Origin of the sequence: Haladaptatus sp. CMAA 1909, assembly GCF_043952005.1 — an archaeon.
Lineage (GTDB): Archaea > Halobacteriota > Halobacteria > Halobacteriales > Haladaptataceae > Haladaptatus.
The window spans coordinates 558,521-571,199 of record NZ_JBIOAV010000001.1 but is presented as its reverse complement, the minus strand read 5'-3'; the positions used below and the strand labels follow the sequence as shown (position 1 = coordinate 571,199).

The window sequence follows — 12,679 nt, the reverse complement described above, 5'->3', positions numbered from 1 at the left end:
GTTTTCCCGGCAAACGAGTCGGGATATTCGTGACAGTCACCGCCGCAAATCACGCGCCGTCACCGTTCGAATCGTCGTCGCTGTCGTCGCCCGCGGGGTTACTCGAGACGTTCGGCGTAATCGAAGTCCGCTTCGCTCGCTTCCGACCGCTCCCCGTCGAGTTCTATCTTCCACCCGTGGAGCACCGTCGGGTCGTCCAACGCGTTCGTCATCTTCGTGCGCACGTCCGTGACGTTCACGCCGTAGAAGTCGCTGGGAACCCCGTGAAGGTACTGCAGTGCGGTTTCGAAGAGCGAACGCATGCCGCCGTCGTCCTCGAAGTCGAAGTGCTTGTACGCGCCCGCGGCCACCTGCACCATTCCGTGGAGGAACGCGCTCTCCACCGATCCGTTGCCGTAGTTGTACCACTCGTCCTCGAAGCAGTCGTGGCTCTCGTGGAACTCCCCGGCGTTGAACAGGCGGACGCCGTGAACCACCGCCGTTCGAAGGGTTCCGTGTTCCCAGCAGTCCCGTTCCGGAAGCCATCCCGTCGGCCGTCGCCCGGCCGCCGGCGGGTCGGCGGTCGGGTCGCGTGTGTGGTCGTCCATTGCAGTCGCGTCGTCGTTCGCGCGCCACGGGTTTGTGTGTTGGTACCGACCGCTCTCGACCCGTTGAGAAAATTGAAAGAGTTCTATCCGCTCCGCTCGGTTCCTTACTGTGCAACCACCGTCTTGCTCGGCGGCGCTCGCGCGACTTCGTAGTCCCCCTCGTCGTCTACCGCGATGACTGCCCACTCATACTCCGGGTTGGAGTCCCGTATTCGTTGGCTCAGTCGCGTCGCGTTCTCCGTCCACGTGACGAAGCATCGAAGCGTCCCATATTTCGGAGCGTCTCCGCTATCACTGACAGCAGAGACACGTACCTCCCGCCACTTTCGTCTGGCGCGAAATTCGTCTCCGTCGTCCAATACCTCGTATCCGAGGCGGTTGAAAATCGACCTGGCCTCCTTGGTCGGTGGTGTGCTAACAGGGGCCATCCATATGAACGTAATACACAATCCGTAATAAATGTTCTTGCGGATTCGAACAATCGTCCTCCTTGATTCAAAATATCGAAACGAACGACGATCAGCGAAGTTGCACCCACGGGTTAGCGTGCTGGGCCGGGTACTCCCGTATCTCGTCCTCCGCTTTGAGTTCCCGTATTTGGTCGCGGGCGTCCTGCCGCGTCATCCCGCCGATAGCGACGGCCGCGTCCAGCAACATCTCCTTCAGGACGCCGTCGTCCGTGACCGCTTCACGGTCGCCGCCCTCCGTTTCCATCGCGTCCGTTCCCATCACCCTGAGAAACTCGCGTAGGTCCGGCGTCTCCCGAAGTTCCTCGTGCCACCGCGGCGGATAGTAGCTCACCCTGTCGTCCGCGAGGCGATAGACGTGGCCGCCGCCCTGCCACGACTCCGCGTCCACGAGAATATCCTCGAACGAGGCGGGGAAGGCGTCCCGTCCGTAAGTCATCGCGTCGAGGTACGCCTCGAATCGGTCGCGTTCGACGCCGGTACCGACGTCCGGATGTTCCTGTTCGACCAGCCGAACCGCCTCGTCCAGCCTGAGGGTTTGGCGTTGACTTTCCAACTCCGAAACCACCTCATCGTCGATGGAGACCATGTCGAAACGTCGCGTCGCCGCACGGGTAAAGAAATCGGCCGACTTATTCGTGCGCCGCGTCCCACTCCGTTGCTTTCCGGAGGTTACCGCACCGATTACACTCGATTCGTCCCATCGAGTCCATCGCGTTGTCCACCGTCTCGCAGTTCGCACAGAAGAACCCGTAGCGCCGTTCGTGGTCGGGCGAGCGATAGACGACGAAAAACGGACCTTTCGAGCCGCGAGTTCCCTCCGACTCGTCGATGTACACCGTTTCGTCGTCCCCCGTCGTCGCTGTTGTCATTATCCACCTTTATCGGCCCATCGATTTAGGGATGTTGCACGTATCGAAGGTCTCTTGTCTCGCGCCTGAGACACGTCGTCAATGACGCTCCGGCTCCTCCACTACTCGGACATCGAGAACGCCTACGATGATCCCGACCGAATCAGCCGACTCGCGGGATGTATCGACGCCTGGCGGGACCGGCGAACGCTCGTCATCGGAACCGGCGACAACACCGCCCCCGGCGTCCTCTCGCTCGTCACCGAAGGGGAGCAGGCACTCGATTTCTTCGACGCCATCGCCCCCGATTTCGGCACGTTCGGCAACCACGATTTCGACTACGGAACCGATCGGACCCGCGAACTCGTCCGCCGTTCCCCCCAGACGTGGCTCACCGCCAACGTCCGTGAGGAAGCGGGGAACGAGCGATTCGCGGCCGATGCCGGAACCGCACCGTACGCGATTCGGGATGTCGGCGGTTCCCGCGTCGGAATGTTCGGCGTCACCACGCCCGAAACGGCGTCGATAAACCCGAATGCGAGCGATCTGACGTTCACCGACCCGTTAGCCGCGGCCAAACGTACCGTGTCCCGACTCCGCGAGGAGGGCGCAGATATCGTCGTCGCGCTGTCCCATCTCGGCCGCGGCGACGAAGCGCTCGCCAACGCGGTGGACGTGGACGTCATCCTCGGCGGTCACGTCCACTCCGAACGAATCGAACAGCGGAACGGGACGCTCGTCACCCGTCCCGGCGTCAACGGCCACGTGCTCCTCGAAGTCACGTTCGACGGCGGCCCGGAACCGGACGTGGCTCGACACCGTGTCGCGGACGCTCCGCGAAACGAGGAGGTGGCCGAACTGATGCACGAACGAAAGGCGAGGGCGGGCCTCGATTCGGTCGTCGCGACCGTCGACGACCCCATCGAGCGAACCCAGTCGACGACCTTTCGCGGCGAGAGCCGAATCGGAAACTTCGTCGCCGATGCCTATCGCTGGGCGACCGATGCGACCGTCGGCCTGCAAAACAGCGGCGGCATCCGCGAGGGCGATCCGCTTTCGGGCGATGTGACCGTCGGGGACTTAGTGAGCGTCCTGCCGTTCCAAGAGCGCGTCGTCGTCGCGGAACTCACTGGCGCGGAACTCCTCGACGTGTTTCGACAGGCACACGACCCGACCATCGGGTTCGCCGAGCACGACTGGTGGCACGGCCACATGAGCGGGGTCGAACTCGTCTGGAACCGAGCCGAAAGCGCGCTCGAATCGGCGACCATCGACGGGACCGAGGTTCGGGACGACCGGACGTACAGCCTCGCGACGACAGAATACCTCCTGCACAGCGACCGGGAATTCCCCACGCTCGATGCGTCACACCGCGTCGAAACCGGCGACTTGCAGTACGAGGTGCTGGCCGACTACGCTCGACGGTTCGGCATCGACCCACGGGTGGAGGGGCGCATCGCGCGGCGGTAGATAGTAAGGTTCTCCAAAGTCGGTCCCCTCCGACTCGATATGACTCGTGTTCTCGTTCCGGTTCGCTATCCGCTCTCGGAACACTCGCGTCGGACGCTCTCCCAGGCACTCCGTGTCGCCGAGGAGCGAGACGCGGACCTCACCGTTCTACACGTCAATCTGTATCACCGAGGGGACGACGTGCGACGCACCGACCTGAAACGCACCGTCGAGAAGGCGTTCGGTCGCATCACGAACGCCAGATACGTCATCCGGGACGGATTCTTGGTCGAGGAGACGATTCTCGAAGAGGTGGCGGCGACGCGCGCGGACGTAGTCATCATCGGCCGCAAGCAGATGGGTCGGTGGCGACGCGCGATTCGGCGACTGGTGGACGACCCGAACATCGAGAACTTCCTCCGCGAGAAGGTGGACTGTGAACTGATTACGGTCGGCTAATCAACGCTCTTCGAATTCGACCGGACGGGACGGCTGATTTCGAGGGGGTACGGTTTGGTTCGAGTCAGATTCGACCGCGACCCGCGCGACGCCGCTCGTGTCGTCGAAGACGAGGTGCGAGTGGGGGTAGGCGATTTCCACGTCGGCGTCCTCGATGCCGTCCCAAATCCGCTCCATGATGCGCGAGTGAACCCGGCGCATGTAGTATGGGTCTTTGACCCAGTACCGGAGTTCGAGGAGGACGCCGTGGTCCGCGTAATCGCGTATCTGTGCGACGGGGTCGCTTGGATACCGGGCGCTCCCGATGCGGATGTCGGGGCCGGACGCGACGACTTCCGGCGTGTCGCGGGCCGCTCGTTCCATGATGGCCCGCGCCTCGTCGAGGTCCCCTTCGTAGGTGACTTGCAGTTGCAGCGAAAGCCTCGAACGCGTGTCCTCGGCGGAGTAGTTCACCACGTCCCGTTCGCGCATCGTCGCGTTCGGAATAACGAGGAAGGTGTTCTGGAGCGTGAATATCTTCGTGTACCGGAGCGTGATGTCCTCGACGTAGCCGCGGGTCCCACCGTTCGGCGAACCGCTGTCCACCAACTCGATGAGGTCGCCGATTTCGTACGGCTGGTCGGCCAACAGGAACAACCCGTTGATGACGCTCCCGATGATGGGCGCGAGGACGAGACCCACCGTGGCGGAGAACACCGTCACCGACAGGAGGAGGTTCGACGCCCCTAATCCCACCTGTGCGGCGGCCGTGGCGACTGCGATGAACAGGATGACGCCACGAATCCCGCGGAGGACCGTCTTCGTGATACTCGGCCTGCGGAACCGGCGGGCGACCTGCCGCCCGACGAGGCTGACGACCAACTGCGAAACGTACCAGCCGAGGAGGATGAAAACGATAGCGAGGACGACGTTCGTGACGGTAACGGGGGTTTTTTCAGGTCCGAAAACTCTCCAAGCACCGACCTTCCCGAACCACTGAAAGACATCGTTCACCACCTCTCCGAACGTCGGCATGAGTCTCCCGTCTCACCCGATCAAGTAAAACCCCCACATTTTCGCTTATGACATGTCGGTGTCGGGAGGAGTGGCGGCGGAAACTAAGTCACGTCCCGACGATTCGGACGTATGGCTTCCGAATCACATCGTCCGCGCGCCTCGTTCGAAATCAGCCACTCCGAGGAGCCGAGCGGCACCCTCCTCGCCGGATTCTCGGAGTTCGGCCTCGCCGGGTTGACCGCCGTGAACTACCTCGTCGATCGACTCGATTTGGAGGAGACGGGCCACGTGACCGCCGAGCAGTTGCCCGCGATTACGCCGTTCGAGAACGGAGTGCCGCGCCACCACACGCGACTGTTCTCCCATCCCGACCACGACCTGACGGTTCTCGTGGGCGAACTGTTCGTCCCCACGTGGGCCGCCGACCCCTTCGCCAGCGCCGTTCTCGACTGGACCGAAGAACACAGCGTCGAGGAAATCGCGGTCCTCTCCGGGGTTCCGGTCCCGCACGGTCCCGACGAACACCGCGTCTTCTCCATCGCCACGGAGGATTTCCACGAAAAGCGCCTCGGCGACACCGACATCCCCGGCATGGGTCGCGGGTTCCTCGACGGCGTGAACGCGACGCTCGTCGCCCGCGGCCTCGATTCCACGCTCGCGACCGGCGTGTTCGTCACTCCCGTCCACGCCCAGACGCCGGACGTGGAGGCCGCCATTCGCCTCATCGACGCCGCCCGTGACGTGTACGACCTCGAAATCGACACCGAACCGCTTCAGGACTTCGCGGAGGAAGTCGGCGAATACTACGCCGAACTCGCCCAGCGGGTCGAATCGGCGGGCGACGGAGAACGACCGGACGATCGGATGTACATGTAGCAGAACGTTTTACGACGGTCGATGTCGGGCGGACGTGGTGACTCACCACGCCCGCCCGACGCCTCCCTGTAAAACGTTCATCAAAAGCACTCCTTCCTCATTTCGACGAATGACTCGCGCCGCGAGTCGTTCGTCTCCATTCGGTCGTCGGCCCGGAAAATCAAAGATTTTCCGGAGAGTGTACTAGCGACTGGCGGCTGTGTTACCAGTGGAAGTTTGGTGGTCGTCTCAATCGCCGATTTTCGATGGTTGGTCGGTTGCTGACATTCTGGCGGTTATGTCATCGGCTGATTTTCGGAAGTTGTGGCGATTACGGACTTCTGTCGGTTGTGTGACTGGCCTACCGCTCCCTTCGGTCGCTCGCCGAAACCCAGCGACCAGCGAAGCGATAGGCTACCCGTCCTTTCAGGGCGCTACTGTCCTCTCCGCGAACGGCGAAGCCGTGAGCGGACCGAGGAACCCCCGACGGAGCGACTGAAAGGCGCGACAGAAGTGGGGTGACGTGGTGCTTTTGGTCCAGCTTTTACAGGGAATGCGAGGGAGCTTTGCTCCCTCGTTCCTTCACGGGCATCGCTCGTGAAGGAAGCGTTAGCGACGGCTTCGATTACCGAAGCCGTCGCTAACCCGCTGACCGTCGTAAAAGGTGGAAGAGAAAGCTGGGGTTCTATAATCCTCCGTGGATTCCCGTTCCATAATGAGCTCCGACGACCTCTATCTGACACTCGAACGAGTCGGAGAACGGTTCAGCTTAGGGGAGTACGAAATCGACGCCTACCTCACGGTTCTCGAACACGGACGACTGACCGCGAGCGGAATCGCGGATCACACGGACATCCCGCAACCGCGGGTGTACGACACCGTCCGGAGTTTGAGCGACCGCGGACTGGTCGAACTCCGCGAATCGCGACCGATGAAGGTCATCGCAATCGACCCCGAAGAAGCCTTCTCCGACGTGCAATCGTCGCTCGGCGACATGATAACCGAACTCGAAGAGCGCTACACCGCCCCGGCGCGGGACACCGAGGCCGTCTCGTTGGTCAAATCGCGCTCGACCATCCTTCGGTACCTCGAAGACGTCATCGAGGCCGCGGAGTACGAACTCGCGCTGTCGCTGACGCCCGACCTCTTGGAACGGTTCGCCGACGACCTCGCGGCGGCCATCGACTCCGGCGTGAGCACGGAACTCCTCGTCACGCCCGCCTCGGAAGCGCCCGATCCGGCGGAGTTCGACTACGAGGCGGTGGCGACGACGGCCCGTGCACGCCGCGGAATCACGACGCCCGTCATCGCGGTGGCGGACGGCGAATACTCGATGTACGCCACGCAGGACGCCCTTCGCGACGACCGGGACCGCTACGGCGTCATCTTCAACCGCTCCGCGCTGGGATTCCTCGTCTCCGGGTTCTTCGGGACGGTCCTCTGGACGACGGCCGAGCGGACCCTCTCGGCGGACGCGGAAACGCGAACGTTCCCCCGCCGATACGCCTCCATTCGCCGCTGCGTCAAGGAGATTCAGGGAATGGAGGGCGAGTTTTACGCGACCATCAAGGGCCGCGACATCGAATCGGGAAGCGACCGAATCGTTCGCGGGAAGGTCGTCGGCTTTTCGTTCGAAGGCGGCGAGCGCGTCGCCGGAATGTCGGTCGAGACGAAGGACGGCACGGTCACGGTGGGCGGCCAGGTCGCCGCGCTCGAAGACATCGAAGCGCACGAGATTCGAATCGGGACGGACGAACCGCCGGCCTATGAGCGGTAAGTGGACGGGTGCGGGAACGGGACGGATGCGGGAACGTATCTAAAACGTGAAGACGCGCTGACCGCATTCCGGACAGGCCAGCACGTCGTCGGGTGCTTCGAGGGGATTCGAACGCCCGCTTCCGCAACATCGGTCCGCGCTGGTTTCTTCGAGCGGCGTGTCGCAGACGGGACAGTCGTAGAGGAACGACCGGAGTGCCGACGCCGACTGTACGCGAACGTCGGGGTCGACGTCGAACTCGGCCAGCGTCCGCACCGCCGCGACCTCCGCGACGGCGACCGGGCGCGAGAGCCAGCGTTCGGTTTCCACCCCGCCGGCGGAGACGACCACGAACTCCCCGTTCTCGACCGCCTTCGCGGAGACGGGAGACGACGCCGCGGAGCGGACGGCCGCCGTGAGGTTCCCGTTCCGGACGGTTACCATCTCCTCGCGCCAGTCGTTCCGGAATCGGTCGTCCAGATAGAGGCCCTCGCCGTCGGGATGGATGATGTTCGCATCGAGGAGTTCCGACAGCGCGCGCTCGCCGACATCCTCGTCGGTGTCGCCCGCCAGTGACCCGGTTTCGGCCGGGGGAGCCGGGGAGTCGGAGAACGCCGCGACGAGTTTCGGCGCGAACTCCGGCGTACCGGGGACGAGGTAGCCTCGAAGTGCGATTGCTGCCCCACCGACGATGCCGACCGTCGAGGCGACGCCGAGGCGACGCGAACGTGTCCCGGGAAGCAGTCGGGCGACGCACGCGCACGCGAGGAAGAGAACGCTAGCGTTCAACGCGGTACACGGCCAACAGCGGCTTTCGCCCGTGTACTCCGGCTTTCGAAGCCCGTCAATCATTGGCAGGGTGTTCGAACGGGGGGCGTTTGAAGGTTCGGGAGACGGGGGTTCGACGACCGTTCGAACGCAACACATACATCGGACGATTGGGAAATATTGGCCGAAATGCCCTCCCCCATCACATCGGGTCGTATCCACCCTTCGAATGGCCGGACACATGATCGACCGCGATGCGCTCCGACGAGTCGCCACCGTTATTCCATTGCTGGTAGCGAACTTGTTTCCGGTCGTCGGCGTCCTGTCGTTCGGGTGGACGCCCGTCGCCGTCCTCGTACTGTACTGGGTCGAGATGGGTATCGTTACCTGTTGGTCCGTGCCGAAGGTGCTGTTCGCGCAACGACGGTCACCCGAGGTTGGGAACCGGCACCTTCCGCTGTCCGAGCTGCGGGAGAAACGCGGCGGCAAACCCCTCTGGCGCGGAGGGCCACCGGCCTACGTTCGAAACGTTCCGTTCGCCGCCGCACAGGTGAACGTCCTGTTGTTGGTGTGGTTCCTGCTGGGTGCCCTCCTCCTCACCCAACTCGACATCTGGAACCGGACGACACCAGCGATGGTGCGGACGGTGGCGGTCGGCGGTCTGGGAATGGTAGTCGGACGCGGCGTCGAATTCCGTCGGGAGTACATCCGCGAGGGGAACTACATCGAGACGTCCCCACGCGCGACACAACGAGCGACCGCCCGGCACATCGCGGTGTTCGTGCTCCTGATGGGTGTCACGGGAGTAATCGGGAGTGCGCGGACGGCGAGCCTCGTCGGGGTCGGCGTCATCGTCGCGGCGAAACTCGCCCACGAAGTACACAATTATCGAACGGAGTACGCGGACGAGCGAACGGGCGGCATCGTCGGACGGCTGCTCGACTCGGACGGCAACGAAGACCCGCCAGAACGGGTGTCGATGCCCGACGGGACGCCGGACCAGAGAATTCGGCCCGATACCCGTGCCGTCGTCGGCGACGGAATCGTACCGGGGGTGTCCGGCTTGGCGAGTCGGACGGGATACCTCGCCGTCCTCCTCACCGCGTTCGGTGTGATAGTGTTCGAATGGGCCGTCGTGGCGGTCGGGGTGGCGCTGTTTTCGTCCATCGTCCTCGGGAAGCTGGGAACCCACTACCTCCGCCGAGGAACAGTCGAGTATCGGCGTTACGGGGACGTAATCGTCGAATACGACCGTTGGCTCGACGAACCACAGTGGCGGGTCGCTATCGACGACATCGAGGAATCCTCGATACCGCGGCGGGTGATTGACCGATTTTTCGGGACCGGAACCATCGCCCTCGATTGGCGGGACGCCGACGAGGAGCGACACGTACCGTCGCTCGGGCCGTTCGAGGAAGTCAACGATGTTTCAGAGCGGTTGGCCTGTCCGCGACGGACGCAGAGCAAAAGGACCCCGACAGAACCATGTTCGTAGCCGCGGCGGGCATCGCGCTCACGTTCCTTGCGGTGCCGGTCGGTGTGGTCGTCTCGGGCGAGATGGGGGCGGGCGGCGTCGTTATCCTCACGCTCCTCTTCGGAGGGCCGTTCCTCATCGTTCTCGGGGCGCTCCTCTGGGTCGCCGCGATGAACTGGTGACCCCCTTGATAGTTCGCCCACAGCCCTTTACCTCCCCTCGAAGAACGCTCCAACGGGCATGACCGAAATGGAGTACACGAAACTCGGGAGCACCGGTCTGGAAGTGTCTCGCCTCTGTCTCGGCTGTATGAACTTCGGGAGCGAACGGCCGTGGATGATGAACGACGAGGCGGCCAGCCTCGACCTCCTCGAGCAAGCGATGGACATGGGAATCAACTTCCTCGACACGGCGAACGTCTACTCGCACGGCGAGAGCGAGGAAATCGTCGGGAAGGCCATCGAGGGGCGCAACCGCGACGAACTCGTGATAGCGACGAAGGTGTTCGGGGAAATGGGCGACCATCCGAACGGACAGGGGTTGTCACGAAAACACGTTTTGGACCAAGCCGAGGCTAGCTTGGACCGACTCGGGACGGACTACATCGACCTGTATCAGATTCACCGCTGGGACGAAACGACGCCGATAACGGAGACGCTCTCCGCGCTCGATTACCTCGTCGAGACGGGACGGGTTCGCTACATCGGCGCGAGCACGATGGCGGCGTGGCAGTTCACGAAGGCGCTGTACGAAAGCGACGTCGAGGATTACGAGCGCTTTGCCTGCATGCAACCGGAGTACAACCTCGTGGACCGTCACGAGGAGGAAAACCTCCTGCCGGTCTGTGACGCCGAAGGCGTCGGCGTCATTCCGTGGTCGCCGCTCGGCGGCGGGTTCCTGACCGGAAAATACCAGCGGGACGAGGAAGCTTCGAGCGGGCGGGCGACCAGCGACGAGTACACGGAGGAGCGGTTTACCGACGAGAACTGGGCGGTATTGGGCGAGGTGCGAGCCGTTGCCGAGGAAAAAGGAGTTTCCCCCGCACAGGTCAGCCTCGCGTGGCTACTCCACAAACCGGTCGTCGATTCGCCCATCATCGGTCCCCGGACGGAGGAGCACTTGGTCGAGAACGTCGCATCCATCGACGTTTCGCTTTCGGACGAGGAAGTGGAACGACTCGAATCGCCGAAAACGCCGGTTTGGTCACGCGACATCGCGAACATCTGAGGCTGATACGTCACGGAGGTGTAACGTCAGGTTAGGAAGAACGAATGTCGGCAGTTATTGCCTCAAAACAGGGGGAAAAGCGGCGGATTAGCGGTTAAAAAGTGAGGAGGTTGACCGAATCCGTCGGGTCCTCACAACGCGTCGAAACCCGGCCAAGCCGGCCACTTTTCACACGAAGCGGCCGAAAGATGATGATTATCGGCCACAAATAGTTTTACCTATCACAGATATCCGTTAGACGAACGTGATAAATCGTGGGTAGAAATGGTAACAACGGCAGTAGTCAATCGCACCAAAGGTATAAATGCGGCAGTTCCGTCTTACAAAACCATGGTGGGTGTTAGCGAACGTGATAGGGGTCGTCGGCGAGACGGCGTCTCTCGGCGGACCTTCGTGAAGGCCGTCGGAGTATCCGGAACCGCCGCCGGTCTCGCCGGCTGTACGAGTCGAGGAAAACCCGCGAACCCGAATACCATCAAGTGGGCCGCCGATTCCGACGCGGCGGATGCGCAGGGGGAGATAAACAAGGCACTTCACAACGCTGGCCTGTCCGAGGACATCCACGTCGAAGTCCTCGCTGGGTCGAGCAATACGGACGTACGACAGTCCCAGTACCAACGATGGCTCTCGGCGAACTTGGAAGAGCCGGATATACTCCTCATGGACAGCGGATGGGCGTTACCGTTCATCGCCCGTGAGCAGGTGTTGAACCTGAGCAATAACCTTCCGGAGGACCTGCTGAAGCAGGTAAACAACGACTACTTCGAAGCCAGCGTCCAGACCGCGAAGTCCACGAACGGGGACCTGTACGGCGTCCCACTCTTCCCCGATTTCCCGACGATGCAGTATCGGAAGGACCTCGTGAAGAAGGCCGGGTTCGAACCGGACAAGGAAAAGTGGGGAACGAACTCCATCTCGTGGAAGAAGTTCTCCAAGGTGACCAAGGAGGTCCAAAAACAGAACGACATGGACTACGGGTTTACGTTCCAAGCGGACATCTACGAGGGACTCTCCTGTTGTGACTTCAACGAGTTCATGACCTCGTGGGGCGGCGCGTACTTCGGCTCACACGATAACCTGTTCGGGCCAATCGGGAAGCGTCCGGTGACCGTCGCCGAGGACCCGGTCATCAAGTCCATCAAGATGATTCGGACGTTCATTCACGGGTCGTCCGCACCCGGAACGTTACAGGGGTACGAGGGCGGCATCGCGCCGACCGCCGTCCTCTCGTGGTCCGAGGAAACCTCACGTGCGCCGTTCACGAACAAGAATGCGGTCATGCACCGAAACTGGCCGTACTCCATCGTCATCAACGGGGCCGACGACGTGTTCGGAAAGGGCCTCGGCGTCATGCCGATTCCGTACGGCGTCAAACCGAGCGAGGCGAAGTACAAGGGAACGGGCGGCCCCGCCGCGGCCCTCGGCGGGTGGCACCTGACCGTCAACCCGAACTCGCCGAAGAGGGAAACCGCCTTCGAGGTGATCCGGGCGATGATGAAATCGTCGTTCAAGCTGAAAATGTTCGAAGTCATCGGTTGGCTCCCGCCCGAACCGAAACTACTCAAATCGAAGAAGGCGAGACAGGTACCGGTCATCGGTCGATACGTCGACCAATTGCGGGTGGCCGGCCAGAACGCCGTTCCACGCCCCGTCACGGCGGTCTGGCCACAGGAGTCGGGTAAGGTGGCCCAGCAAGTGCACGCGGCGTACGCCAACGAGGCCTCGCCGGAATCCGCGATGTCCACCTTGAAAAGCCAGTTGACCCAAATCGAGAACTACAACAAATAATC

15 protein-coding genes are annotated in these 12,679 nt (G+C 62.6%); 9 read left to right on the top strand and 6 right to left on the bottom strand.

Translation table 11 applies throughout. From position 1 onward, the window contains the following. Positions 1–98: 98 nt before the first annotated feature. The 4 genes from ACGYLY_RS03155 to ACGYLY_RS03140 form a co-directional block, all read right to left on the bottom strand. The gene (locus ACGYLY_RS03155) at positions 99–587 is read right to left on the bottom strand and encodes a DUF309 domain-containing protein (RefSeq protein ID WP_395283017.1); all 489 of its coding nucleotides are present in this window, start codon (positions 585–587) and stop codon (positions 99–101) included. 104 nt (positions 588–691) lie between these two features. Beyond that, complete coding sequence (locus ACGYLY_RS03150; protein ID WP_231182727.1) at positions 692–1,015, bottom strand: hypothetical protein; 324 nt, start codon at positions 1,013–1,015, stop codon at positions 692–694. A gap of 91 nt (positions 1,016–1,106) precedes the next feature. Next, the gene (locus ACGYLY_RS03145) at positions 1,107–1,643 is read right to left on the bottom strand and encodes a hypothetical protein (protein WP_395283018.1); all 537 of its coding nucleotides are present in this window, start codon (positions 1,641–1,643) and stop codon (positions 1,107–1,109) included. A 43-nt stretch (positions 1,644–1,686) separates the two neighbouring features. After that, positions 1,687–1,926 (bottom strand): DUF5816 domain-containing protein, encoded by a 240-nt coding sequence (locus ACGYLY_RS03140; RefSeq protein WP_395283019.1) that lies wholly within the window; start codon positions 1,924–1,926, stop codon positions 1,687–1,689. An 81-nt stretch (positions 1,927–2,007) separates the two neighbouring features. Here ACGYLY_RS03140 and ACGYLY_RS03135 point away from each other — a divergent pair, with 81 nt between their 5' ends. Next, positions 2,008–3,375, top strand: coding sequence for a bifunctional metallophosphatase/5'-nucleotidase (locus tag ACGYLY_RS03135; protein ID WP_395283020.1), 1,368 nt, complete (start codon positions 2,008–2,010; stop codon positions 3,373–3,375). A 39-nt stretch (positions 3,376–3,414) separates the two neighbouring features. Next, positions 3,415–3,813, top strand: coding sequence for a universal stress protein (locus ACGYLY_RS03130; RefSeq protein ID WP_395283021.1), 399 nt, complete (start codon positions 3,415–3,417; stop codon positions 3,811–3,813). Here ACGYLY_RS03130 and ACGYLY_RS03125 read toward each other — a convergent pair whose 3' ends face one another. Continuing rightward, entirely contained in the window at positions 3,814–4,827 is a 1,014-nt protein-coding gene (locus tag ACGYLY_RS03125; protein WP_395283022.1) for a mechanosensitive ion channel family protein, read from the bottom strand. Positions 4,828–4,938: 111 nt separating this feature from the next. On the opposite strand from ACGYLY_RS03125, the gene ACGYLY_RS03120 reads away from it, so the two are divergent. The 3 genes from ACGYLY_RS03120 to trmB all read left to right on the top strand — a co-directional run bounded on the left by ACGYLY_RS03120 (position 4,939) and on the right by trmB (position 7,441). Beyond that, entirely contained in the window at positions 4,939–5,685 is a 747-nt protein-coding gene (locus ACGYLY_RS03120) for a proteasome assembly chaperone family protein (protein ID WP_395283023.1), read from the top strand. Between the two features lie 331 nt (positions 5,686–6,016). Continuing rightward, entirely contained in the window at positions 6,017–6,163 is a 147-nt protein-coding gene (locus tag ACGYLY_RS03115) for a hypothetical protein (protein WP_395291133.1), read from the top strand. Between the two features lie 216 nt (positions 6,164–6,379). After that, positions 6,380–7,441, top strand: a complete 1,062-nt coding sequence (gene trmB, locus ACGYLY_RS03110; protein ID WP_395283025.1) for an HTH-type sugar sensing transcriptional regulator TrmB — start codon at positions 6,380–6,382, stop codon at positions 7,439–7,441. Between the two features lie 39 nt (positions 7,442–7,480). Here the strand turns inward: trmB and ACGYLY_RS03105 are convergent, their stop codons facing one another. Then, complete coding sequence (locus tag ACGYLY_RS03105; RefSeq protein ID WP_395283026.1) at positions 7,481–8,272, bottom strand: hypothetical protein; 792 nt, start codon at positions 8,270–8,272, stop codon at positions 7,481–7,483. 145 nt (positions 8,273–8,417) lie between these two features. Between ACGYLY_RS03105 and ACGYLY_RS03100 the strand changes: the two genes are divergently transcribed. The 4 genes from ACGYLY_RS03100 to ACGYLY_RS03085 all read left to right on the top strand — a co-directional run bounded on the left by ACGYLY_RS03100 (position 8,418) and on the right by ACGYLY_RS03085 (position 12,677). Next, positions 8,418–9,683, top strand: a complete 1,266-nt coding sequence (locus ACGYLY_RS03100; RefSeq protein WP_395283027.1) for a DUF6498-containing protein — start codon at positions 8,418–8,420, stop codon at positions 9,681–9,683. Further along, positions 9,674–9,844, top strand: coding sequence for a hypothetical protein (locus tag ACGYLY_RS03095; protein WP_395283028.1), 171 nt, complete (start codon positions 9,674–9,676; stop codon positions 9,842–9,844). The genes ACGYLY_RS03100 and ACGYLY_RS03095 overlap by 10 nt, the downstream gene beginning before the upstream one ends. Positions 9,845–9,902: 58 nt before the next feature. Next, positions 9,903–10,889: an aldo/keto reductase gene (locus tag ACGYLY_RS03090; RefSeq protein ID WP_395283029.1), complete on the top strand. Its 987-nt coding sequence runs from the start codon at positions 9,903–9,905 to the stop codon at positions 10,887–10,889. A gap of 330 nt (positions 10,890–11,219) precedes the next feature. Further along, positions 11,220–12,677 carry a substrate-binding domain-containing protein gene (locus ACGYLY_RS03085; RefSeq protein WP_395283030.1) on the top strand — a complete coding sequence of 486 codons (1,458 nt, stop codon included), beginning with the start codon at positions 11,220–11,222 and terminating at the stop codon, positions 12,675–12,677. The last annotated feature ends 2 nt before the right edge of the window (positions 12,678–12,679 follow it).

Excerpts from the sequence above, each read along its gene's own strand:
- ACGYLY_RS03135 (WP_395283020.1), top strand. The coding sequence starts at position 2,008 with ATGACGCTCCGGCTCCTCCACTACTCGGACATCGAGAACGCCTACGAT.
- ACGYLY_RS03095 (WP_395283028.1), top strand. The coding sequence starts at position 9,674 with ATGTTCGTAGCCGCGGCGGGCATCGCGCTCACGTTCCTTGCGGTGCCG.
- ACGYLY_RS03130 (WP_395283021.1), top strand. The coding sequence starts at position 3,415 with ATGACTCGTGTTCTCGTTCCGGTTCGCTATCCGCTCTCGGAACACTCG.
- ACGYLY_RS03100 (WP_395283027.1), top strand. The coding sequence starts at position 8,418 with ATGGCCGGACACATGATCGACCGCGATGCGCTCCGACGAGTCGCCACC.
- ACGYLY_RS03085 (WP_395283030.1), top strand. The coding sequence starts at position 11,220 with ATGGTGGGTGTTAGCGAACGTGATAGGGGTCGTCGGCGAGACGGCGTC.
- ACGYLY_RS03125 (WP_395283022.1), bottom strand. The coding sequence starts at position 4,827 with ATGCCGACGTTCGGAGAGGTGGTGAACGATGTCTTTCAGTGGTTCGGG.
- ACGYLY_RS03150 (WP_231182727.1), bottom strand. The coding sequence starts at position 1,015 with ATGGCCCCTGTTAGCACACCACCGACCAAGGAGGCCAGGTCGATTTTC.
- ACGYLY_RS03090 (WP_395283029.1), top strand. The coding sequence starts at position 9,903 with ATGACCGAAATGGAGTACACGAAACTCGGGAGCACCGGTCTGGAAGTG.
- ACGYLY_RS03120 (WP_395283023.1), top strand. The coding sequence starts at position 4,939 with ATGGCTTCCGAATCACATCGTCCGCGCGCCTCGTTCGAAATCAGCCAC.
- ACGYLY_RS03105 (WP_395283026.1), bottom strand. The coding sequence starts at position 8,272 with ATGATTGACGGGCTTCGAAAGCCGGAGTACACGGGCGAAAGCCGCTGT.
- ACGYLY_RS03140 (WP_395283019.1), bottom strand. The coding sequence starts at position 1,926 with ATGACAACAGCGACGACGGGGGACGACGAAACGGTGTACATCGACGAG.
- ACGYLY_RS03145 (WP_395283018.1), bottom strand. The coding sequence starts at position 1,643 with ATGGTCTCCATCGACGATGAGGTGGTTTCGGAGTTGGAAAGTCAACGC.
- ACGYLY_RS03155 (WP_395283017.1), bottom strand. The coding sequence starts at position 587 with ATGGACGACCACACACGCGACCCGACCGCCGACCCGCCGGCGGCCGGG.
- trmB (WP_395283025.1), top strand. The coding sequence starts at position 6,380 with ATGAGCTCCGACGACCTCTATCTGACACTCGAACGAGTCGGAGAACGG.